At 68.5% G+C, this 20,126-nt stretch carries 18 protein-coding genes and 1 pseudogene; 13 read left to right on the top strand and 6 right to left on the bottom strand.

Annotation, left to right across the window (positions count from 1 at the left end):
- The first annotated feature begins 85 nt into the window (after positions 1-85).
- The 4 genes and pseudogenes from BC358_RS09240 to dmpG all read left to right on the top strand — a co-directional run.
- Positions 86-1,360, top strand: a complete 1,275-nt coding sequence (locus BC358_RS09240; protein ID WP_079365608.1) for an efflux RND transporter periplasmic adaptor subunit — start codon at positions 86-88, stop codon at positions 1,358-1,360.
- Positions 1,361-1,369: 9 nt separating this feature from the next.
- Positions 1,370-2,593 (top strand): FtsX-like permease family protein, encoded by a 1,224-nt coding sequence (locus BC358_RS09235; RefSeq protein WP_079365607.1) that lies wholly within the window; start codon positions 1,370-1,372, stop codon positions 2,591-2,593.
- Entirely contained in the window at positions 2,590-3,336 is a 747-nt protein-coding gene (locus tag BC358_RS09230) for an ABC transporter ATP-binding protein (RefSeq protein ID WP_079365606.1), read from the top strand. The genes BC358_RS09235 and BC358_RS09230 overlap by 4 nt, the downstream gene beginning before the upstream one ends.
- Positions 3,337-4,113: pseudogene (gene dmpG / locus BC358_RS09225) on the top strand (4-hydroxy-2-oxovalerate aldolase); the annotation flags it as partial. It abuts the gene before it with no gap.
- 40 nt (positions 4,114-4,153) lie between these two features.
- Here dmpG and BC358_RS09220 read toward each other — a convergent pair.
- The 6 genes from BC358_RS09220 to BC358_RS09195 all read right to left on the bottom strand — a co-directional run bounded on the left by BC358_RS09220 (position 4,154) and on the right by BC358_RS09195 (position 10,472).
- Positions 4,154-5,140: an FAD:protein FMN transferase gene (locus tag BC358_RS09220; RefSeq protein ID WP_079365605.1), complete on the bottom strand. Its 987-nt coding sequence runs from the start codon at positions 5,138-5,140 to the stop codon at positions 4,154-4,156.
- Entirely contained in the window at positions 5,121-7,328 is a 2,208-nt protein-coding gene (locus BC358_RS09215) for a PepSY domain-containing protein (protein ID WP_079365604.1), read from the bottom strand. Before BC358_RS09215 ends, BC358_RS09220 begins: the two co-directional genes overlap by 20 nt.
- A 10-nt stretch (positions 7,329-7,338) precedes the next feature.
- The gene (locus tag BC358_RS09210; RefSeq protein WP_066151703.1) at positions 7,339-7,815 is read right to left on the bottom strand and encodes a DUF2271 domain-containing protein; all 477 of its coding nucleotides are present in this window, start codon (positions 7,813-7,815) and stop codon (positions 7,339-7,341) included.
- A 27-nt stretch (positions 7,816-7,842) separates the two neighbouring features.
- The gene (locus BC358_RS09205) at positions 7,843-8,256 is read right to left on the bottom strand and encodes a PepSY domain-containing protein (protein WP_079365603.1); all 414 of its coding nucleotides are present in this window, start codon (positions 8,254-8,256) and stop codon (positions 7,843-7,845) included.
- A gap of 150 nt (positions 8,257-8,406) precedes the next feature.
- On the bottom strand, positions 8,407-9,786 hold the full coding sequence (locus tag BC358_RS09200) for a heavy metal sensor histidine kinase (RefSeq protein WP_079365602.1): 1,380 nt from the start codon (positions 9,784-9,786) through the stop codon (positions 8,407-8,409).
- Complete coding sequence (locus tag BC358_RS09195; protein ID WP_066151709.1) at positions 9,786-10,472, bottom strand: heavy metal response regulator transcription factor; 687 nt, start codon at positions 10,470-10,472, stop codon at positions 9,786-9,788. The genes BC358_RS09200 and BC358_RS09195 overlap by 1 nt, the downstream gene beginning before the upstream one ends.
- Before the next feature lie 143 nt (positions 10,473-10,615).
- Here BC358_RS09195 and BC358_RS09190 point away from each other — a divergent pair, with 143 nt between their 5' ends.
- The 9 genes from BC358_RS09190 to BC358_RS09150 all read left to right on the top strand — a co-directional run bounded on the left by BC358_RS09190 (position 10,616) and on the right by BC358_RS09150 (position 20,072).
- Complete coding sequence (locus BC358_RS09190) at positions 10,616-11,722, top strand: TolC family protein (protein ID WP_143434247.1); 1,107 nt, start codon at positions 10,616-10,618, stop codon at positions 11,720-11,722.
- Between the two features lie 14 nt (positions 11,723-11,736).
- Positions 11,737-13,149, top strand: coding sequence for a multicopper oxidase family protein (locus tag BC358_RS09185; protein ID WP_079365600.1), 1,413 nt, complete (start codon positions 11,737-11,739; stop codon positions 13,147-13,149).
- Positions 13,150-13,192: 43 nt separating this feature from the next.
- Positions 13,193-13,675: a plastocyanin/azurin family copper-binding protein gene (locus BC358_RS09180; RefSeq protein ID WP_079365599.1), complete on the top strand. Its 483-nt coding sequence runs from the start codon at positions 13,193-13,195 to the stop codon at positions 13,673-13,675.
- Positions 13,676-13,689: 14 nt separating this feature from the next.
- Positions 13,690-14,031, top strand: coding sequence for a copper-binding protein (locus BC358_RS09175; RefSeq protein ID WP_079365598.1), 342 nt, complete (start codon positions 13,690-13,692; stop codon positions 14,029-14,031).
- Positions 14,028-14,516, top strand: a complete 489-nt coding sequence (locus tag BC358_RS09170) for a cytochrome c (protein ID WP_079365597.1) — start codon at positions 14,028-14,030, stop codon at positions 14,514-14,516. Before BC358_RS09175 ends, BC358_RS09170 begins: the two co-directional genes overlap by 4 nt.
- A gap of 150 nt (positions 14,517-14,666) precedes the next feature.
- Entirely contained in the window at positions 14,667-15,131 is a 465-nt protein-coding gene (locus tag BC358_RS09165; protein ID WP_256861458.1) for a hypothetical protein, read from the top strand.
- A 62-nt stretch (positions 15,132-15,193) separates the two neighbouring features.
- Positions 15,194-16,834 carry a multicopper oxidase family protein gene (locus tag BC358_RS09160; RefSeq protein ID WP_079365596.1) on the top strand — a complete coding sequence of 547 codons (1,641 nt, stop codon included), beginning with the start codon at positions 15,194-15,196 and terminating at the stop codon, positions 16,832-16,834.
- Between the two features lie 9 nt (positions 16,835-16,843).
- Positions 16,844-17,893: a cytochrome D1 domain-containing protein gene (locus tag BC358_RS09155; protein WP_066151713.1), complete on the top strand. Its 1,050-nt coding sequence runs from the start codon at positions 16,844-16,846 to the stop codon at positions 17,891-17,893.
- 10 nt (positions 17,894-17,903) lie between these two features.
- Positions 17,904-20,072, top strand: coding sequence for a copper-translocating P-type ATPase (locus BC358_RS09150; protein WP_079365595.1), 2,169 nt, complete (start codon positions 17,904-17,906; stop codon positions 20,070-20,072).
- Positions 20,073-20,126 lie beyond the last annotated feature (54 nt).

The raw sequence follows: 20,126 nt of genomic DNA, 5'->3' as shown, positions 1-20,126 counted from the left end.
ACTTTCATACGCGGATGGTGCTGCTGGGTGCGGGATTTTTGGGTGCCGGCCAGCGCATGGCGCCCGATCTCGGAAAGAATAGGTCATGTCGCGGCGAGCCCTCTACCTGTCTTCGTCTGTCCTGCTGGCCCTGCTCTTGATCGCCTCGCTGGCGTGGTGGAGTCGGCGCCCGCCCGAGGCGTCTTCCATCGTCGCCAGCAAGTCCCCGCTGGTGCGCACCTTGCAGTTTTCCGCCCGTGTGGCCACGTTGTCGCGGGTCGATGTGGGCAGCACCTTGACCGCCCGGGTGCGCGAGGTTCTGGTGAACGAGGGCGCACCGGTGGAGGTCGGCGATGTCCTCGTCCGGCTCGAGAGTGAAGAGCTGAAAGCCGCCCTGGCCCAGGCCGAGGCCAACGAACGGCAGGCGCAGGCTCGACTGAGCGGGCTGCGCAGCACCGGTCGACTGGCGGTGCAGGCCAGCGTGACGCAGGCGGAATCCGTGCTGGTGGCCGCACGCGCCGAACTGCAGCGCACGCAGGACCTGGTGAGCCGGGGCTTCCTGAGCCAATCCCGCCTGGACGAAGCCCGCCGCGCGGTGGACGTGGCGCAGGCCCAGGTGTCCGCCGCCCGCGCACAACGCGATGCCAACGCCGACAGCGGCACCGATGTGGCGCAGGCACAGGCGCAACTGGCGCTCGCGTCCGCGGCCCGGCGGTCGGCGCAGGTGCGCCTGAAGGAGACCGACATCAGCGCACCCGCGAAGGGCAAAGTCCTCTCGCGCTCGGTCGAGCCGGGGCAGATCGTCCAGCCGGGCCGCGCCCTGTTGACGCTGGCGTTGTCCGGCCCCTTGCAGCTGGTGGCGCAAGTGGACGAGCGGTACCTGGAACAGCTCGCCCCCGGCCAGCCGGCCCAGGTGCTGGCCGACGCCTATCCCGCACAGGCCTTTCAGGCCCGGGTGCTGTCGATCGCCCCGGTGGTCGACTCGCAACGCGGGGCCATCGAGGTCAAATTTTCCCTGCCGGCGGCCGCACCCGACTTTCTGCGCGAGGACATGACCGTGTCCATCGAAGTCGAGACCGCGCGTCGCGAACAGGCGCTGGTGGTGCCCGTGAGCGCCCTGCGGAGCGAGGCGAACGCCGAACCGACCGTGTGGGTGGAACGCGATGGACGCGTGGAGGAACGCCGGGTGCGGCTGGGCTTGCGCACCCTGGCATGGGCCGAGGTGCTCGAGGGCCTGAACGAAGGTGACGCGGTGCTGTTCGGACCGGCCCCCGGCCCGGGTGCCCGGGTGCGTGCCGTGGCCGGTGCGCCGGTGGCTTCCGCGCAGGCGCCGGCCCGGGAAGACGCGGGCGCCGTGATGACCAATGCCGTGGGGCGCTGAGGCCGCTGCATGCTGCTCGGATTTGAAAGCCTGGTCGCCATCCGCTTCCTGCGCGAAGGAAGAATGCAGTCCCTGCTCATCATCGTGGGTGTGGCCGCGGGTGTGGCGGTGGTGGCCTACATCTCGGCCCTGATCACCGGCCTGCAGCGCAACACGATCGAGAAGACGCTGGGCGCACAGGCCCATGTCACGGTGAGCCCGCTGGATGAGCGGGTGCTGGTGGCAGCCACGCCGCCCGGTACAGGCGCCAGCAAGCTGGAGCAGACCCAGGCCCGCGCGCAACGCCCGCGTTCCATCGACAACTGGCAACTCCTGCTGGCCGAACTGGAGGCCATGCCGCAGGTCGCCGCGGTGTCGCCCATGGTGTCGGCGGCGGGCCTTGCCGTGCGTGGAGAGGCCTCCAGGGCGATCGCGCTGATGGGTGTCGAACTCGAGCGGTACGACCGCATCGTGAAGCTGCGGTCCAAGGTCGTGGCCGGGACCGCGCGGCTCGAGCCGGGAGAAGGCCTCATCGGGCTCGAACTGGCGCAGGACCTGGGCGTGCAGGTGGGCGACCGGATCGGCATCGTGGCCAACGGCGTCGAGGATGCCTTGCGGATCACCGCCCTGGTGGACCTCGGGGTGAAGGACCTCAACCGGCGCACCGTGATCGTGCCCTTGCGCACGGCGCAGAGCCTGGTGGGACTGCCCGGCAGCGCCACCGGCCTGGATCTTGCGCTGCACGACATCTGGGCGGCCCAGGACCTGGCGGGCGGGTTGTCCGCGCGCTGGCCCTACAAGACCGAGAGCTGGCAGCAGGCGAATGCGCAACTGGTGTCGGCGCTGAACGCGCAATCGGTCAGCACCTCGGTCATTCGCGGTGTCGTGATGATCGTGGTGGTGCTGGGCATCGCCAGCGTGCTGGTCGTGTCGGTCGTGCAGAAGCAGCGGGAGATCGGCATCCTGCGCGCCATGGGCGCCACCAGGGCCCAGGTGCTGCGCGTCTTCCTGCTGCAAGGCCTCATCGTGGGCGCCCTGGGATCGGCGCTGGGCGTGTTGCTGGCAGTGGTCTTGATCTGGCTCTTCACCCATTTCGTTCGCGGATCGGACGGCCTGCCGCTGTTCAACATCACGCTCGATGCCGGGCTGGCGCTGCGCATCGCGGCCCTGGCCACCGTGTGTGGCTTGCTCGCCTCTGTCGCGCCCGCGCGTCGCGCCTCCCGGCTGGACCCGGCGCAGGCCATCCGGCTATGACCGCACCGCCCGCCGCCCCCCGTTCACCTGCGCTGCTGGAACTCACCGCGGTCTGCAAGCGCTACAACGTGGGCCAGCCCAACGAGGCCGAGGTGCTGCACGGGGTGTCGTTCAACATCGCCCCTGGTGAGATGGTCGCCCTCATCGGACCCTCCGGATCGGGCAAGAGCACCTTGCTGAACATCCTGGGCCTGCTCGAGCGCACGACCTCGGGCAGCTACCGGATCGAAGGCCAGGAGATGGTGGGCATCGACGACGAGGCGCTGACGCTGCAACGCCGCACCAAGCTGGGTTTCGTGTTCCAGTTCCACCACCTGCTGCCGGCGTTCACCGCACTGGAGAACGTGACCTTGCCGGCCCTGATGCGGGAGGGGCGGGTCACGTCCCGGCAGCTGGGGCGCGCACGCGCCATGCTGGATGCCGTCGGCCTGGGCCACGCCATGGACAAACGCCCCGGCGAGCTGTCCGGTGGCATGCAGCAACGCGTGGCCATTGCACGGGCCATGGTGCTGGAGCCACCGATGGTGCTGGCCGACGAGCCCACGGGCAACCTGGACACCGCCTCATCGGACGAGGTGTTCGCCCTGATGCGCCGCATGCACGCGGAACGGAACACCTCGTTCCTGGTGGTCACCCACGACCCACGCCTGGCCGCGCGCTGCGATCGCGTACTGGAACTGGTGGACGGCCGGCTGGTGAGGGACCAGGTGTCTGGCGCTGCAGGCGGGTCGTCGGCTGGCTAGCACGCCAGGAGCGCCACCCTGCTGCTGCCGGGCATCGACACCGTGCACGACCTCAAGGCCGCGTACCAGGCCGGCGCGCGCATCGTGCGCGTGGCCACGCACTGCACCGAGGCCGACATCAGCAAGCAGCACATCGAGTACGCGCGCGGGCTGGGCATGGAGGCCGTGGGCTTCCTGATGATGAGCCACATGACCACGCCGCAGCACCTGGCCCAGCAGGCCAGGCTGATGGAAAGCTACGGCGCCACCTGCTGCTACGTGGTGGACTCCGGCGGCGCGCTGAGCATGAACGACGTGCGCGAGCGCTTCCGTGCCTTCAAGGACGTGCTCAAACCCGAAACGCAGACCGGCATGCACGCGCACCACAACCTCAGCCTGGGGGTGGCCAACTCCATCGTGGCGGTGGAAGAAGGCTGCGACCGCGTGGATGCGAGCCTGGCGGGCATGGGCGCCGGGGCGGGCAATGCGCCGCTGGAGGTGTTCATCGCGGCGGCCGAGCGCATGGGCTGGCAGCACGGCACCGACCTGTACAAACTGATGGACGCGGCCGACGACATCGTGCGACCGCTGCAGGACCGGCCGGTGCGGGTGGACCGCGAGACGCTGGCGCTGGGCTACGCCGGCGTGTACTCCAGCTTCCTGCGCCACTCGGAGGCGGCGGCGAAGAAGTACGGTCTCAAGACCGTCGACATTCTGGTCGAGCTGGGCAAGCGCCGCATGGTCGGTGGGCAGGAAGACATGATCGTCGACGTCGCGCTGGATCTTCTGGACCGGTGAGCCGGCCGGCCTCGCACGCGGCCAGGTCAGACACCCCGCCTCAACCGGGAAGGCGTGGACGCGCCGTGCCGAATCGGCCGAGCCCCACCTCTGTCAGACCTTCCCCGCGGCGCAACAGGAACAGCACGTCCAGCCCCATGCGCTGCGCCATGACCGGGCCTTCATCGGGTCCGGCCACCAGCAAGGCCGTGGCCCAGGCGTCGGCGAGCATGCAGGTGCGCGCCAGCACGGTGACCGAGGCCACGGTGTTGTTCACGGGCGCACAGCGGCGCGCGTCCATGGTGTGCGCAATGCGCGCATTTCCCACGTCCAGATAGTGCCGGTAGTCGCCCGAGGTGGCCACGGCCAGGTCCTCCAGCTCAAGAACCCCGTGCACCGCGCGGCGCCCGGTCTCGGGGCGTTCGATCGCCACGGCCCAGGGCGCGCCGCCGGCCTGGCCGCCGATGGCCCGCAACTCGCCATCCAGCGCGGCCAGCGCATGCCGAACGCCGTGCTGTTGCAGCACATGGACCATGCGGTCCACCGCATAGCCCTTCGCAATGCCGCACAGGTCAATCTGCAAGGGCACCTGTTTGCGGACGCGGCCACCGGGCCTGTCCAGTTCCAGGTTGGCGTTCATGGCCTGCGGCATGGACTGGCGTGCGGCGCGAATCGCTTGCGCGTCGGGCGCATCGCGCGCGGCGCCAAATCCCCAGGCATCGACCAGCGCGCCCACGCACGGATCGAAGGCCCCCGCACTCAGGCGCCGGACTTCGAATGCGCAGTCGAGCACTTCCAGTATTTCAGGGGACAGGTCCACCCAGTCGCCCACGGGCGCTCGGTTCAGGCGCATGAGGTCGCTGTCCGGCTTCCAGGGCGACATCTGCCCGTCGACCTGCTCTGCCGCAGCGGCGAGTCCCTGGCGCAGGGCGGCCAAGTCCACCGAGCTGTCGGCATCGACGCTGGCCGACCAGCGGGTGCCCATGGTCGGGCCGTGCAGGGTGGTGCGCGTGAAGGACGCGGCGGACTCAGAAGATGTCTTCGGCATACCGCTCCCTGGCCCTCAGCGCCGACACACTCAGCTGCAGCGGCGCCAGCACGTCGTCCAGCGCCTCGGCCACGCCTTGCGCCATGGCGCGGCTGCCGCACACCCGCACGATGGCGCCTTGCGCCACCAGGCCGCGCACGCGCTCGGCATCCCGGCGCAGGGCGTCCTGGACATAGCCGCCGCCGTCGGGTACGCGCGAGAAAACCGTTTGCATGCTGGACAGGCGTTCTTCGGCGAGCCAGCGCTGAAGCTCGGAGCCAAAGTAGAAGTCGCGGGCCGGGTCGCGCCCACCGAAGTAGAGGTGCATCGGGCGCTGCGAGTCGTTGCGGCGGATGAATCCGGCCAGGGGCGCCACGCCGGTGCCTGCCCCGATCAGCAGCACGGGCCGCCGCGCCCGCGGCAGCGCAAAGCCGGGGTTGGGCCGGATGAACGCATGGATGCGCTCGCCCTGCCGCAGCCCCAGCAAGTGCGTGGAGCACAGGCCGCCGGGCATCTGGCGCACGCAGATCTCCAGAAACCCGTCTTCCAGGCCCGACGCCAGCGAGTAGTAGCGTGGCACGCTCGAACCCGGCGGCACGATGCCCACGAGATCGCCCGCCGCAAACCGCGTCAGGCCGTGCCCACGCAGTCGTGCGCCCGGGCCCTGCTCGGGCCACGCAAAACGCAGGATCGCCGTGCCGGCCTCGGAAGCGTTGGGGTAGTCCTGCCGCGACAGCAGCGTGAGCTCGGTGGTGGGTGGCAGGCGGGGCACATGCTCCAGCACCAGCGGTTGGCCCAGCGCCTGTGCCAGGTCCACGCCCCAGCGCGCAAACTGCTGGCCCGATTGCTGGTGGATGCACTCCAGCGGCAGCAACGCCGGCCACCCCTGCGCGCGCAGGGTCTGGTCCAGCGCCTTGGCAAAGGCACAGAAGGCGGGGAACTGACGGTCGCCAAAGCCCAGCACCGTCACCGGCACGGCACCGGCCTTGAGCCTGGCGATCTGCGCCAGCGCCTGACTGGCGTGGGCGGGCGCCTGGCCTTCGCCATAGGTTGCGGCCAGCACAAACACCTGCCGCGTCGCCGGCGTGGTTCGAAAGTTCTCCAGCGCGCTGGTGTGAACCCGGTGGCCGGCCTGGACAAGAGCGTCCTGGAGCGTCTGGGCAAACCCCCAGGTGCTGCCGCCTTCGCTGGCAACGAAGATGAGCACGTCTGCCTGTGCCACCGGGGTGTTGCCCGTGATGCGTGGTGCCTGCTCACGCGCCTGCCACCAGATGACCACCCCCGACACCCAGAACAGCAGCACGCTGGCGCCGACAAGCCCGAGCACCACGGCCCAGAGCCAGGCGGCCTCCCCCGTGTGCAGCACCACGGCCAGGTCGTACACGCGCTGCGCAAGGGTGGCGTCCTGCCAGGCCAGCATCTGGCCCGAGTACCGGTCGATCCAGCCCTGGCCCTGGGCGGTGGCGACCTTCCAGGTGTCCTCAGGGTCGGTGGCGCCGGGAAAGGTCAGCGTGCGCAGGTCGTTCACCGCCAGGCTTTGCAGCGCGACCAGCTGTGCGCCGGGCAGGTCGGGCTTGCCGGTGGCCACCGAAAGCACCTCTGGCTCGGCCCGGGTGTCCAGTTCCACGAGGCCCAGGGTCGATGCGCTCATGGTCAGCGCGGTGAGCGATGTCAGGCACAGGATGGCGAGCACCACACGGCCCGCGACCACGTGGATGCGCTGCGCCAGCGTGCCACGCACCCGCGCGCCCAGGCGCCGCCAGCCGCCCATGCGCCGCAGCAGCAGCACCAGGGCAGAAACACACAGCACACCCATGGCCAGCGCAGTGGCCGCTGCGCCCCAGCGCCCGGCATCGCCCAGCAACAGCGAGCGGTGCAGGTTCTTCACCCAGCGCGGCAGCGCCGACCGTTGCCACGCCCCCAGCACCTGGCCGTCGGCGGGGTCCACATAGGACGCCTGCGGCTGATCGCCATCGAAGCTGAACACCACGATGGCCCCCGAAGGCAGGCGGCGGATTTCCTCCGCGCTGGGCACGCTGCTTGCCACGCGCTCCACCAGCGTGGCCACTGGCAGAGCACCCGGGGCGGCGGGCGCCTGCCAGGCCTGCTGCACCGGGTCGATCGCCAGGATGGCGCCGCTGATGCCCAGCACCACGGCCAGGGTGCCCAGGGTCAGACCCAGCCAGCGGTGGATGGCTTTCCAGCTCATGCGGGCCCGATCACTTGAGCTGGAAGGTCACGGACTGGATGTACTGCTTGCCGGCCTGCGGCTTGCCCGCGTTGGCGGTGGACAGCGGAATCCGGACTTCCGACGGGCTGTCCCGCATGTCCTCCACCGCGGCGTCGATGCGGATTTCGTAGCCGGCGTCGATCAGTGCATCCGCCAGATCGGCGGTCACATTGAGCGTGCGCCCTGCCCCCACACTGGCGCCGGTCACGCCATTCAGGCGCTTGGCATCCCCGGCCGAGAGACGGCTCCAGTCTGACAGGTGCTTGTGGTACTTGGCCTTGCCGCCGGCCACCCACAGCGTGCGCACATAGGTGCCCTTGGCATCGGTCAGATAGGCCGCCAGGTAGGCGCCGTCGCCACCGTAGTTCTTGAGCTGGGCCGCCAGCGTGAGCTGACGGCTGTGCGCCAGGGAAGGAAGGGCCAGCGCGCAGGCGGTGGCCAGAATGGACATGAGAGGTTTGGACATGGTGATGCTCCTGTAGAGATGGATGGCTTACTGGGTCTGACCGCTCGGCGCGGTGCCGTTGGCTGGCGAAAGCGATGGGTCTGCGGCTCGGTCCGATGGCGGCGGACGGTCCTCGCGTCCTTCGTCACCGCGGCCACGCGCCCCGTCCCGGTCACGCCGGTGGGTGTCCTGCTTCATCTTCAGCACCTTCAAGGTTTCCGGGTCGATCTTGGCCTTGAAGCTGCGCCCCTGGGCGTCGGTGCCACGAATCTCGTAACAACCGTCGTCGATCTTCAGCCTCTGGATCTGCCAACCCTGTGCCGCGGCCATCTGCCGCACGGCCTCACGCGTTTGCCAGCGGTTCAGCGGCGCGTCGCAATCGTCACCGGCCCAGCTGGTCAGGGTGGCCAGCCCCAGGGACACGGCCAGCACGCCATGGCGCAAAGCGAGGGGGTACCTCATGGGACGCTCCTGAAAAGGGATCGGTCAGCATGCGTTCACCGCATCTGCTGTGGATGCATGGCATTGTTGTACCACCCCCCTGAAGCGGCGCTGAATGGCCCATTCAGGATGCGTTCAGCGACCACCACAAGGGGGCGGGCCCGGGTGGCGTCAGACGGGAGCCCGGTCCGGATGCGAACCAGCGAACACGAGGCAGAAGGTCGTGCGGCCATGGCTGGAACGGGCCGTCACGGCACCGCCATGAGCCGCCATGATGGCCTGGGTGATCGACAGGCCCAGGCCGGCGCCGTCGGACTCCGGGTGGCTGCGCGATTTGTCCACCCGGAAGAAGCGGTCGAACAGCCGCGGCAGCACTTCGGGAGAGATGGTGACCCCCGTGTTGGTGAGGCACAGCGTGGTGTTCGCACCCTGCTGCTCGATCGCCACCGCCACCTCGGCATCGGCCGGTGAATGCCGCAGCGCATTGGACAGCAGGTTGCCGATCGCACGCCGCACCATCAGCCGGTCACCCATCACCACCGCATGGCCGGTGAGCGACAGCCGGATGCACTTTTCATCGGCCACCGCGTCATAGAACTCGAACAGCGCCTGCGTTTCCTGGTCCAGCGATATCGCCTCCCGGTTGGGCAGCTCGATGCCGTGTTCCGTCTTGGCCAGAAACAGCATGTCGGAGACCATGCGGGCCAGCCGCTGGAACTCTTCGGCGTTGGAGGCGAGGATGTCCTGGTAGGCGCTCGCGTCCCTTTTCTGGGCCAGCGACACCTGGGTCTGGGTCAGCAGGTTGTTGATGGGGGTGCGCAGTTCGTGCGCCAGGTCGCTGGAGAACTCCTGCAGCCGCGCGAAGTCGGCCTGCAGGCGCTCCAGCATGGTGTTCAGGCTCTGGGCCAGGTCGGCGAACTCCGCCGGCACCGCGTCCACCGGCATGCGCTGGTCCAGCTTCTGGGCCGTGACCGTCATGGCGCGTTCCTTCATGACCCGCAGGGGCGCCAGGCCCCGGCGGGCCGCCCACCAGCCCAGCAGGCCACTGACCAGGATGGCGCCCAGCAGGTACACCGCCAGTGTCTGGCGCAAGCCCTGCAGAAAGTGCGCGTGGTGGGCCGTGTCCAGGGCGATGCGCAGCTGCAGCGCCGTGTGCGGGGCGTCGACCTCGGACGACAATCCTCTCAGCGTTCGAGCGCCCTCGGACCAGTCGACGGGATCGGCGCCGGAGCTTGCGGTGGGCAGGCTGGCAGGAAAGCCGGGGGCCGTCTGGCCGTACACCAGCCGGTCGCCTTGCCGAAGCTCGATGAAGAGGCCGTGGTGGCTGCCCAGCAGTTCGTCCAGCCGGGTGGACAAAACCACCTGGGAAGGGGACTCCCGGACGATCTTCTGGACCAGACCGATCTTGTCCTTCAGGTAGTCGTGGTCCAGTTCAACGAAGTGCCGCTCGGTGGCCAGCGACACCAGCACGCCCATGCCCAACAGCACCGCGGCCGACACCAGCGTGTAGAACGCGGTCAGCCGCGCGGTGAGCGAGAGCCGTCCCGGCATCAGCGCGCGCCCTCGGGCGCTTCCAGCACGTACCCCATGCCCCGGACGGTCTGGATCAGCCGTGGCTCGAAGGGGTCGTCCACCTTGGCCCGCAGGCGGCGCATGGCGACCTCGATCACATTGGTGTCGCTGTCGAAGTTCATGTCCCACACCTGGGACGCAATCAGGGAGCGCGGCAGCACCTCACCCTGCCGGCGCATCAGCAGCTCCAGCAGGCCGAATTCCTTGGCCGTCAGGTCGATGCGCTTGCCGGACCGGCTCACGCGCCGGCGCAGCAGGTCCAGTTCCAGGTCGGCCACCTGCAGGGTGGTGGCCTCCATGCCGGAGCGGCCCCGCCGCAGGATGGTGCGCACCCGCGCCAGCAGCTCGGCGAACGAAAACGGTTTGACCAGGTAGTCGTCGGCCCCCAGTTCCAGTCCCTTGACGCGGTCCTCGACCTGGTCCCGGGCCGTGAGGAAGAGCACCGGCATCTGGCGCCCCTGGGCGCGCAGGCTGCGCAGCACCTGCCACCCGTCCATGCCGGGCAGCATGACGTCCAGGATCAACAGGTCGTGGTCGCCTTGCAGACCGTGGTGCAGGCCGTCCACGCCGTTGGTGACGAGGTCCACCGCATAGCCCGCCTCGCGCAGGCCTTGCCGGAGGTAGTCACCGGCTTTGGGCTCGTCTTCAACGATCAGAATTTTCACGTGTGTTCTCCAGCCCCCAGTGTGCCTTCATCACGGACAGCCCGGTCGAACATGACAGTTTTGTAATCGGACGGAAAGGCAAGTGTCGCCGTCGCGCCGCCAGAATCCGGCCGCTTGATCTACATCAAACCGGAGCGACTGCTGTGACATCTTCATCTTTCAGACGAGTCAGGCGGCGCCTGCTGGCGCCGCCCCTGCTGCTGGTTCCACTCGCGCTTTCGGCGCAGACCGTAAAGCCGGTGCAAGAGGCCGACTGGCGCAAGGCCAACGATGCCGTGGGCGCCCTGCAGCGGGGCCACGCCGACGTGCTCCGGTGGGAGCAGGCCAACAGGCCGCCGGCCACCGACACGTCCGCCCCCGCAGGCACGCCGATCCCGACCGCCGAGGCGGCGGTGCGCATGGCCTGGCGGGCCCACCGCGATCTGGACCGCCCGCTGGCGCGCCTGGGCGCCCGGAACGCGCAGCTGATCGCTGAGGGACGCTGGACCGAGCTCGACCCCAGCCTGCAGCGCCGCGTCGAAGACGCCGGCGAGGTGCTGGAGGTGGCCCAAAAAGGCCGCAAGGCCTGGATCGAGGCGGTGGCCGCCGAACAGGTATTGAAGCACCAGCGCGAGATGCTGGATGCGGCCCAGGCGGCCCACGAGCTGGGGCAGCGCATGGTGACCGTGGGCAACTGGAGCGCATTGCAACTGGCCCCGGTCCAGCTGGCGGCGACCAGCGCCCGGATGAACCTGCGCCGCGCCGAGTACGCGGCCGCACGGGCGCAGAGCCAGCTGGTGCGGACCCTTGGGCTGGCCGGTCTTCAGGACCGCTTCGCTCTGCCGGCGCAGTTGCCCGCCATTCCGCCACAGGCCATGTCCGACACCGATGCGCGGCGACGGGCCGAGGCCGTCCGCGGGCAGTTGCCCGTGGCCGAGGGCCTGCGCAACCAGGCGCTGTCCCGCGATGCCCTGGCCGCCTACCAATCCGCCCACGCGCTCGCGCTGGACAGCCAGGGCGAGCTGCTCAAGACCCGGGCCTTCATCACCGACGAGACGCTGCTGCACTACAACGGCATGCTCAAGAGCGTGTGGGAGCTGCTGGACGAGGTGCGCAACCAGTCCCAGGCCGCCGTGGACGCCATCGGTGTGCAGCGCGACTTCTGGATCGCCGAGGCCGACCTGCAGTGGGTCCTGCAAGGCGGTGCGCCCGACAGCTTCGTCTCGCTGGGCGGCACGGGCGGCGATGCCCCGGCCGCAGCAGCCCATTGAAAGGTCCCATCCGCATGAACCACACCCATTCCCGACGACAGTTTTTTGCCGGCGCCGCCGCCTCCGTGGCAGGCCTGGCCGTGGCCCGTTCCGCCCTGGCGGGCCTGCCCGATCCGGTCATCCAGACCTCGGTGGACACCGCGCCGCCGCTGGTCCCCTCGACCGGCCGGCCCTACAACCCCGTGGTCACGCTCAACGGCTGGACCCTGCCCTGGCGCATGAACAACGGCGTCAAGGAATTCCACCTGGTGGCCGAGCCGGTGGTGCGCGAGGTGTCGCCCGGCTTCAAGGTCAACATGTGGGGCTACAACGGCCAGAGCCCGGGCCCGACCATCGAAGTGGTCGAGGGCGACCGCGTGCGCATCTTCGTGACCAACAAGCTGCCCGAACACACCACCATCCACTGGCACGGCCAGCGCCTGCCCTGCGGCATGGACGGCGTCGGCGGGCTCACGCAACCAGCCATTCCGGTCGGCAAGACCTTTGTCTACGAGTTTGAGGCGCGGCGCCCTGGCACCTTCATGTACCACCCGCACGCCGACGAGATGGTGCAGATGGCCATGGGCATGATGGGGATGTGGGTGACCCACCCCAAGGCCAAACACCCGCACATCAGCGAGGTGGACCGCGACTTCTGCTTCCTGCTCAATGCGTTCGATGTGGAGCCCGGTAGCAAGACGCCCAAGGTCAACACCATGACCGACTTCAACATCTGGTGCTGGAACAGCCGCGTGTTTCCGGCCATCGACACGCTGAACGTGCGCCTGAACGACCGCGTGCGCATCCGCGTGGGAAACCTCACCATGACCAACCACCCCATCCACCTGCACGGGCACGAGTTCCTGGTGACGGGCACCGATGGCGGACCGACGCCACCGAGCACCCGCTGGTACGAGGTCACAACCGACGTGGCCGTGGGACAGATGCGCCAGATCGAACTGGTGGCCGACGAAGAGGGCGACTGGGCCCTGCACTGCCACAAGAGCCACCACACCATGAACGCCATGGGCCACGATGTGCCGACCATGATCGGCACCGACCACCGCGGCCTGGTCGGCAAGATCCAGAAGGTCGCGCCCGACTACATGCTCATGGGCGAACGCGGCATGGCCGACATGGGCGAGATGCAGATGCCCATCCCGGACAACACCGCACCCATGATGACCGGCACCGGCCAGTTCGGCCCGCTGGAAATGGGCGGCATGTTCACCGTGTTCAAGGTGCGCAAGGACCAGAAGCCCGGCGACTACAAGGACCCTGGTCCCTACCAGTTCCCGGCGGGCACGGTGGCCCATGAATACACGGGCGAGCTGCCCGATCCCGCCCGCTTCCGGTCCGAACTGTCCTCGCCTGCCGCAGCGCCAGCGCAGGCTGAACCATCCAAAGCGTTCAATGCCCGCAAGCCGACTGGGCACGGCAGCCACTGATGTCCCCGACCCTCGTTTCTTTCACTTCCTACAGGAGATAACCATGCAGTTTTCGCGTTCCAAGTCCCGTCAGATCATCGCCATTGCCTCCATGCTGGCATCCGGGCTGGCCATGGCGGGTGGCAACCACGCTGGCGGCCATCACGACTCTCCGATCGGAGAGCCAGGCGTGGCATCGAAAGTCAGCCGAACGATCCAGGTTGACATGATCAATGGCATGCGCTTCATACCCTCGGACATCCAGGTCAAGCAAGGCGAAACGATCCGCTTCGTGCTCAAGAACACCGACAGCGTCAAGCACGAATTCAGCCTGGGTACGAAACAGGAACTGCTGGAGCACTATGAGGTGATGAAAAAATTCCCCGACATGGAGCATGACGAGCCCAACAAGATCTCGCTGGCGCCAGGCAAACAAGGTGAAGTGATCTGGAAATTCACCAAGGCCGGCGCTGTTGATTTTGCGTGCCTGCACGTGGGGCATTTCGACGCAGGCATGAAAGGCCTGGTCAAGGTCGCGGCCCGTTGAACCGGAGGTATCCCATGAACAAGACGCACACCACCCTGCATGCTGCCGCACTGGCCCTGTCCCTGTTGGCGGCCGGACCGACCTGGGCCCAGATGACCATGGACCACGGCAAGATGGGCATGTCGGCCACACCCGACCTGACCGATGGCGAGGTCCGCAAGATCGACATGGACGCGGGCAAGATCACCATCAAGCACGGTGACATCAAGCACATGGACATGCCCGGCATGACCATGGTCTTTGTGGTCAAGGACAAGGCCTTGCTGGACAAGGCCAGTGTGGGCGCCAAGATCCGTTTCATGGCCACGAGCGAGAACGGCCAGATGACGGTGACCGACATCCAGCCCGCGAAATGATCCGCAGGGCCCTGGCGTTCTGGCTGGTTGTCGCCGCCCTTGCGCTGGCTGGGCTGGTGGCGACATGGTCGAGTCGCTTTCCCGCGCAGGCCCCACTGTTGCGCACGGACGACCCGCAGTTGCTGGAGCGCGGCCGGACCCTCTACACGACGCAATGCGCCAGCTGCCACGGCGTGAACCGCCAAGGGCAGGCCAACTGGCGTGAGCGCGGAGCCGATGGCCGGCTGCCGGCACCGCCTCACGACGAAAGCGGGCACACCTGGCACCACCCCGACGAGGTGCTGTTCCGCATCACACGGGACGGTGTCGCCAAGGCAGTTGGCATACCCGACTACGTGTCCAGCATGCCCGCATACGGTGGCACCCTCAGCGATGCCGAGATCGTTGCCGTCCTGTCCTGGATCAAGTCGCAGTGGCCCGTGCACGTGCGGAAGGACCACGACGAGATCAATCGTCAAGCCCGCGAAGCACAACGCGGATCCTGACATTTTTGTCATCCCAACGTCATCTTCAAGACCCTGTCGGGTTCCTACAGTGACCCCATGGCTAGACGGTGCCCAGCCCGTACCGGGTCCGATGACCGTCATGCCCGAGACCGGCACTTTGCCGGATGGATGTCATGAAAGGAAATCGACATGTCCAAGCGGATTTCGACCCTCTTCGGTGTGGCGGCCCTCGGCCTCGCGTTCAGCGCCGGCGCGCAAACGGCAGCTGATCACACCCAGCACCACCCCGCGCCGGCCAACGCTTCGGCGCCTGGTCCGGCAACGGCTGCAGCGCCGGCAATGCCCGCCATGCCGCAGATGCGACAGCGCATGCAGGAGCACATGGCCACCATGCAGGCGCTGCGCAACAAGCTCGCCGCAGCCAAGACCCCAGCCGAGCGCGAGGCGCTGATGGGCGATCACATGAAGGCCATGCAGGAAGGCATGGACATGATGAAAAACATGGGCGGCATGGGCGGTGGACAGGCACCTGCAGGCACCGCGACCATGGACCCTTCTCAGCGAATGCAGGCGATGGAGATGCGCATGGACATGATGCAAAACATGATGGACATGATGATGCAGCGCATGCCCGCCACACCATCCACCAAGTGAGCCCGCAGGCTGCGGCTTGCCGTGGCCCGAAGGCATCTCCCATCTGTTTCGGAAGTTCATGTATGCATGCGTTCACTCGCAGACACTGGCTGGGCAGCATCGGTGCGTTGGGTGCATCGGGGTTGTTCTCCGGTGTTCTTGCCAACCCCTTGGGCAGTGCCGGTGACCCGGCCGAAGGTCTGCTCAAGATAGAGAAGGAGGCTGCGGCCTTTTCCAACCCTTTGCGTTTGCCGGGCAGCAGCGGCCTGTTTGGTGTGTTGCCGGCCACCGACTTCAGGGAAGTCCATGTGGTCCGCAGCGAGATCGAGGTGTTGCCGGGGCGGCGCACGCCCGTCCTGGCCTATGCCGTGGAATCGGGCGGACGGAAGTTCCTCAACCCGGCGCTGCTGGCCCGCAAGGGCGATCAGATGCGCGTGAAACTGATCAACCGCATCGACCAGCCCACGGTGATTCACTGGCATGGTCTGGGTGTGGATTCGCGCAACGACGGCAACGGGCTCCAGGTGGTGGCGCCGGGCCAAAGCATGGGCTATGCGTTCACTGTGCAGGACCGCTCGTCGATGTACTGGTACCACCCCCATGCGCACGGCTTCATTCCCCAGCAGGCCTACCACGGGCTGGCCAGCCTGCTGTTTGTTGAGGATGAGGACGAAGTCGCCCTGCGCAAGGAGCTCGCGCTGGCGCTGGGTGAATCCGAGATTCCGCTGGTGCTGCAGGACAAGGCGTTCGACGCACAGGGGCGACTCCAGTACGCGCCCAGCGCCGCGCAGTCTTTCGGCGGCTGGGTGGGCAGCCGGTTGCTGGTCAACCTGACCGAGCGCCCGGTGCTCAAGGCGGGGCGCCGCATCGTGCGCTTTCGCCTGCTCAACGGCAGCAACGCGCGCAGTTACCGGCTGGCGTTCCTGCAGCAGGGTCAGGCCCTGGGTTTCTATCTGGCCGGCACCGACGGCGGCCTGCTGGCCCGGCCGCAGCGCATCGAGCAGACCTTCCTCTCGCCAGGGCAGCGGCTGGACGTGCTGGTGGATTTCCGGGAAGCCCAGGCCGGGCGGCCGGTGACCCTGGCCTCGCTGCCCTTCGACCCGATGCATCAGGAAGGCGGTCACGACATGGCCGCGATGGACCACAGCCAGCACGGTGCCGGGCACGGCGCCTCGGCGTCCGTAGCCATGGCCATGGAAGGCGATGCACGGGCGCTGATGCGCATCGACCTGACGCCGTCCGGCGCGCCCTACGACCGGCGCCTGCCCACGCGCCTGTCCAGCCTGGCCGCGGTGGACGAACCGGCGGGCACCCCGCGCCGCATGCGGCTGGACCACGATGGGCAAGGCCACTGGACGATCAACGGCGGCGTGTTCGACCACGCGGCGGTCTCGCTGACCGTTCAGCGCGGTGCACGCGAGACCTGGCTGATCGAAAACGCCGAGCGCAGCATGCCGCACCCGATGCACCTGCACGGCTTTTCGTTCCGGGTGCTCGAACGCCTGGGCAGCCCGGCCCAGATCCGCCCCCTGGCCGGCGCGCGCGGCCTGCTGCCGCAGGACCTGGGGGTGGTGGACACCCTGCAGGTCTGGCCGGGCGAGTCGGTGAAGGTCGCCATCGACTTCTCGCACCCCCACGCCGGCGATCAGGACTATGTCTTTCACTGCCACACGCTGGAACACGCCGAAGCGGGAATGATGCTTCGCTACCAGGTCAAGGCTTGAGGAACCCACATGAACATCCGAAACCATCCCATGCGATTCACCCTGTTGTCCGCCTGCCTCGCCCTGGGCGGGATCTCCGCCGCCCTGGCCGCGCCCAAGGTGTACGTCGCGAATGAAACCGACGGCACGGTCAGCGTGATCGCGACCGACACCCGCCAGACCGTGCGCACCGTCACCGTCGGCGCAGGCGCGCACAACGTCCAGGCCACCGCCGACGGGCAGCGGGTCTGGGTGACCAACAACGGAACGCCGCCCGCCGACGCCGGCCATGCGGCCCACCAGGGCATGTCGGGCGCCGCGCACGCCGCCATGGCCGCCTCCGGCGAGGTCTGGGCCATCGACACCGCCACCGACACGGTGGTGGGCAAGGTGCCGGTCGGCAACCATCCCGCCCACGTGGTGGTGTCCCCGGACGGCCACTGGGTCTATGTGACCAACGGCGGCGACAACACCGTCAGCGTGGTGGACGCCGGGGCGATGAAGGTGGTGGCCACCATCGCCACCGGCGCGTTCCCGCACGGCATCCGGCTGAGCCCGGACGGGCAGCTGGCCTATGTGGCCAACCTCAAGGGCGGCACCGTGTCCGTGATCGACACGGCCAGCCGCAAGGAAGTCGAGAGCATTCCCGTGGGCAAGGGGCCGGCCCAGGTGGGGTTCACCGGCGACGGTCGCCTGGCCTTCGTGTCGCTGTCGCAGGAGAACCAGGTGGCCGTCATCGACCCGCGGACGCGCAAAGTGCTGCGCAAGGTTCCTGTCGGCAACGGCCCCATCCAGCTGTTTGCGACCCCGGACAGCCAGCGCCTGCTGGTGGCGAACCAGGGCAACCGCAAGAACCCCGGACGCACGGTGAGCGTGATCGACTTGACCTCCTTCAAGGTCACGGCCAGCATCCGCACCGGACGGGGTGCGCACGGGGTCGTGGTCGATGCGGACGGTCGGCAGGCCTATGTGAGCAACCTGTACGACAACACGGTCACCGTGATCGACCTGGTCGCGCACAAGCCGGTCGCCACCGTGCCGGTAGGGGCCGGCCCCAACGGCATCAGCGTAACCCCATAGGAGCAGCCCGATGCATGCGCCGCACCACCACCATCACCCAGCCGCCCATTCGCAGGCGGCGGCGCCTGCGGCGCCCCTGCCGGCGGGCACGGTCTACACCTGCCCGATGCACCCCGAGATCCGCCAGCCGAACCCGGGCAACTGTCCCAAGTGCGGCATGACGCTGGAGCCGGTGATGCCGGAGGCCGAGGAACAGGACAACCCGGAACTCGCGGACTTCCAGCGCCGGTTCTGGGCCACCTTGCCTCTCACGGTGGTGGTTGCGGTGCTGGCGATGGCGGGGCACCGCCTGGGCTGGTTCGACATGGCGGTGCAGAGCTGGATCGAACTGGTGTTGTCGGTGCCCATCGTCCTGTGGGCGGGCTGGCCCTTCTTCGTGCGGGCCTGGCAGTCGGTGGTGCACCGAAGCCCCAACATGTGGACCCTGATCGGCCTGGGCACCGGGGCCGCGTTCGTCTACAGCGTCGCAGCCACAGTCGCACCGCAGGCCTTCCCTGCCTCGTTCCAGTCCATGGGGCGGGTGGCGGTGTACTTCGAAGCGGCGGCGGTGATCATCTCGCTCACGCTGCTGGGGCAGGTGCTGGAGCTCAAGGCCCGCTCCCAGACCTCGGCCGCCATCCGTTCCCTGCTGGGGCTGGCACCCAAGACCGCGCGCCGCATCGGCGTTGACGGGAGCGAAGAGGACGTGCCGCTGGCGCATGTGCACGTCGGCGACCTGCTGCGGGTGCGCCCGGGCGAAAAGGTGCCGGTGGACGGCGTGGTGGTGGAAGGTCGCAGCGCCCTCGACGAATCCATGCTCACCGGCGAACCGCTGCCGGTCGGCAAACAGGTGGGCGACCCGCTGATCGGCGCCACGCTCAACACCAGCGGGGCGCTGGTGATGCGGTCGGAGCGCGTGGGATCGGCCACCGTGCTGTCCCAGATCGTGCAGATGGTGGCCATGGCCCAGCGCTCCCGGGCGCCCATGCAGCGCATGGCCGACCAGGTGGCGGGCACCTTCGTGGTGGCGGTGGTGGGCATCGCGGTGCTCACCTTCCTGGGCTGGGGCTGGCTGGGCCCGGAGCCGAGCTGGGTCTACGCGCTGATCAATGCGGTGGCGGTGCTCATCATCGCCTGCCCCTGTGCGCTGGGTCTGGCCACACCGATGTCGATCATGGTGGCCACCGGCCGCGGCGCCGGCCACGGCGTGCTGTTCCGCGACGCCGCCGCCATCGAGAACCTGCGCAAGGTCGACACCCTGATCGTGGACAAGACCGGCACCCTGACGGAAGGCAAGCCCAGGTTCGAGCGCGCCTTGGGCGTGGCGGGCCACTCCGACACCGAGGTGTTGCGGCTGGCGGCCAGCCTGGACCAGGGCAGCGAACACCCCCTGGCAGCGGCCATCGTGGCAGCGGCCCGGCAGCAGGGGCTGGTGCTGGAAAAGCCTGCGCAGTTCGACTCGGCGTCGGGCATTGGCGTGCACGGGGTGCTGGGCGGGCGGGTGCTGGCACTGGGCAACACGGTCCTGATGGACCAGCAGGGTGTGGACACCGCAGCGCTGGCTAAAGAGGCCGAATCGCTGCGCAGCCAGGGGGCGAGCGTGATGTACCTGGCCGTGGACCGGCGGCTGGCGGGCCTGCTGGCGGTGTCGGACCCGGTCAAGCCGACCACCGCCGAGGCCCTGGCGTCGCTGCGCCGCGCGCACATCCGCGTGGTGATGGCCACCGGCGATGGCCTGACCACGGCGCACGCAGTGGGCCAGCGCCTGGGCATCGACGAGGTGCACGGCGAGGTGCAGCCGGCCGACAAGCTCCGGCTCGTGGAACGGCTGCAGGCCGAAGGCCGCGTGGTGGCCATGGCGGGCGATGGCATCAACGACGCCCCGGCGCTGGCCCGCGCCGATGTGGGTATCGCCATGGGCACCGGCACCGACGTGGCGATGAACAGCGCCCAGCTCACGCTGGTGAAGGGGGACCTGCGCGGCATCGCCACCGCGCGCGAACTCTCGGTGGCCACCGTGGCCAACATGAAGCAGAACCTGGGCTTTGCCTTCGTCTACAACGCGCTGGGCATTCCGTTGGCCGCCGGGCTGCTGTATCCGTTCACCGGCTGGCTGCTCTCGCCGATGATCGCCGCGCTGGCCATGAGCCTGAGTTCGGTGTCCGTGATCGGCAATGCGCTGCGCCTGCGGAGCCGATAGACACCACGCGGCCCGGGCATCTCACGGTCGGGCCAGGCCCGGGTTGATCCAGGC

Source organism: Hydrogenophaga sp. H7, assembly GCF_002025745.1.
Lineage (GTDB): Bacteria > Pseudomonadota > Gammaproteobacteria > Burkholderiales > Burkholderiaceae_C > Hydrogenophaga > Hydrogenophaga pseudoflava.
Note: the sequence above shows the minus strand (reverse complement) of the source record. Positions and strands in the feature narration are given on the sequence as shown.

Excerpts from the sequence above, each read along its gene's own strand:
- BC358_RS09240 (WP_079365608.1), top strand. The coding sequence starts at position 86 with ATGTCGCGGCGAGCCCTCTACCTGTCTTCGTCTGTCCTGCTGGCCCTG.
- BC358_RS09235 (WP_079365607.1), top strand. The coding sequence starts at position 1,370 with ATGCTGCTCGGATTTGAAAGCCTGGTCGCCATCCGCTTCCTGCGCGAA.
- BC358_RS09230 (WP_079365606.1), top strand. The coding sequence starts at position 2,590 with ATGACCGCACCGCCCGCCGCCCCCCGTTCACCTGCGCTGCTGGAACTC.
- BC358_RS09220 (WP_079365605.1), bottom strand. The coding sequence starts at position 5,140 with ATGCCGAAGACATCTTCTGAGTCCGCCGCGTCCTTCACGCGCACCACC.
- BC358_RS09215 (WP_079365604.1), bottom strand. The coding sequence starts at position 7,328 with ATGAGCTGGAAAGCCATCCACCGCTGGCTGGGTCTGACCCTGGGCACC.
- BC358_RS09210 (WP_066151703.1), bottom strand. The coding sequence starts at position 7,815 with ATGTCCAAACCTCTCATGTCCATTCTGGCCACCGCCTGCGCGCTGGCC.
- BC358_RS09205 (WP_079365603.1), bottom strand. The coding sequence starts at position 8,256 with ATGAGGTACCCCCTCGCTTTGCGCCATGGCGTGCTGGCCGTGTCCCTG.
- BC358_RS09200 (WP_079365602.1), bottom strand. The coding sequence starts at position 9,786 with ATGCCGGGACGGCTCTCGCTCACCGCGCGGCTGACCGCGTTCTACACG.
- BC358_RS09185 (WP_079365600.1), top strand. The coding sequence starts at position 11,737 with ATGAACCACACCCATTCCCGACGACAGTTTTTTGCCGGCGCCGCCGCC.
- BC358_RS09180 (WP_079365599.1), top strand. The coding sequence starts at position 13,193 with ATGCAGTTTTCGCGTTCCAAGTCCCGTCAGATCATCGCCATTGCCTCC.
- BC358_RS09175 (WP_079365598.1), top strand. The coding sequence starts at position 13,690 with ATGAACAAGACGCACACCACCCTGCATGCTGCCGCACTGGCCCTGTCC.
- BC358_RS09170 (WP_079365597.1), top strand. The coding sequence starts at position 14,028 with ATGATCCGCAGGGCCCTGGCGTTCTGGCTGGTTGTCGCCGCCCTTGCG.
- BC358_RS09165 (WP_256861458.1), top strand. The coding sequence starts at position 14,667 with ATGTCCAAGCGGATTTCGACCCTCTTCGGTGTGGCGGCCCTCGGCCTC.
- BC358_RS09160 (WP_079365596.1), top strand. The coding sequence starts at position 15,194 with ATGCATGCGTTCACTCGCAGACACTGGCTGGGCAGCATCGGTGCGTTG.
- BC358_RS09155 (WP_066151713.1), top strand. The coding sequence starts at position 16,844 with ATGAACATCCGAAACCATCCCATGCGATTCACCCTGTTGTCCGCCTGC.
- BC358_RS09150 (WP_079365595.1), top strand. The coding sequence starts at position 17,904 with ATGCATGCGCCGCACCACCACCATCACCCAGCCGCCCATTCGCAGGCG.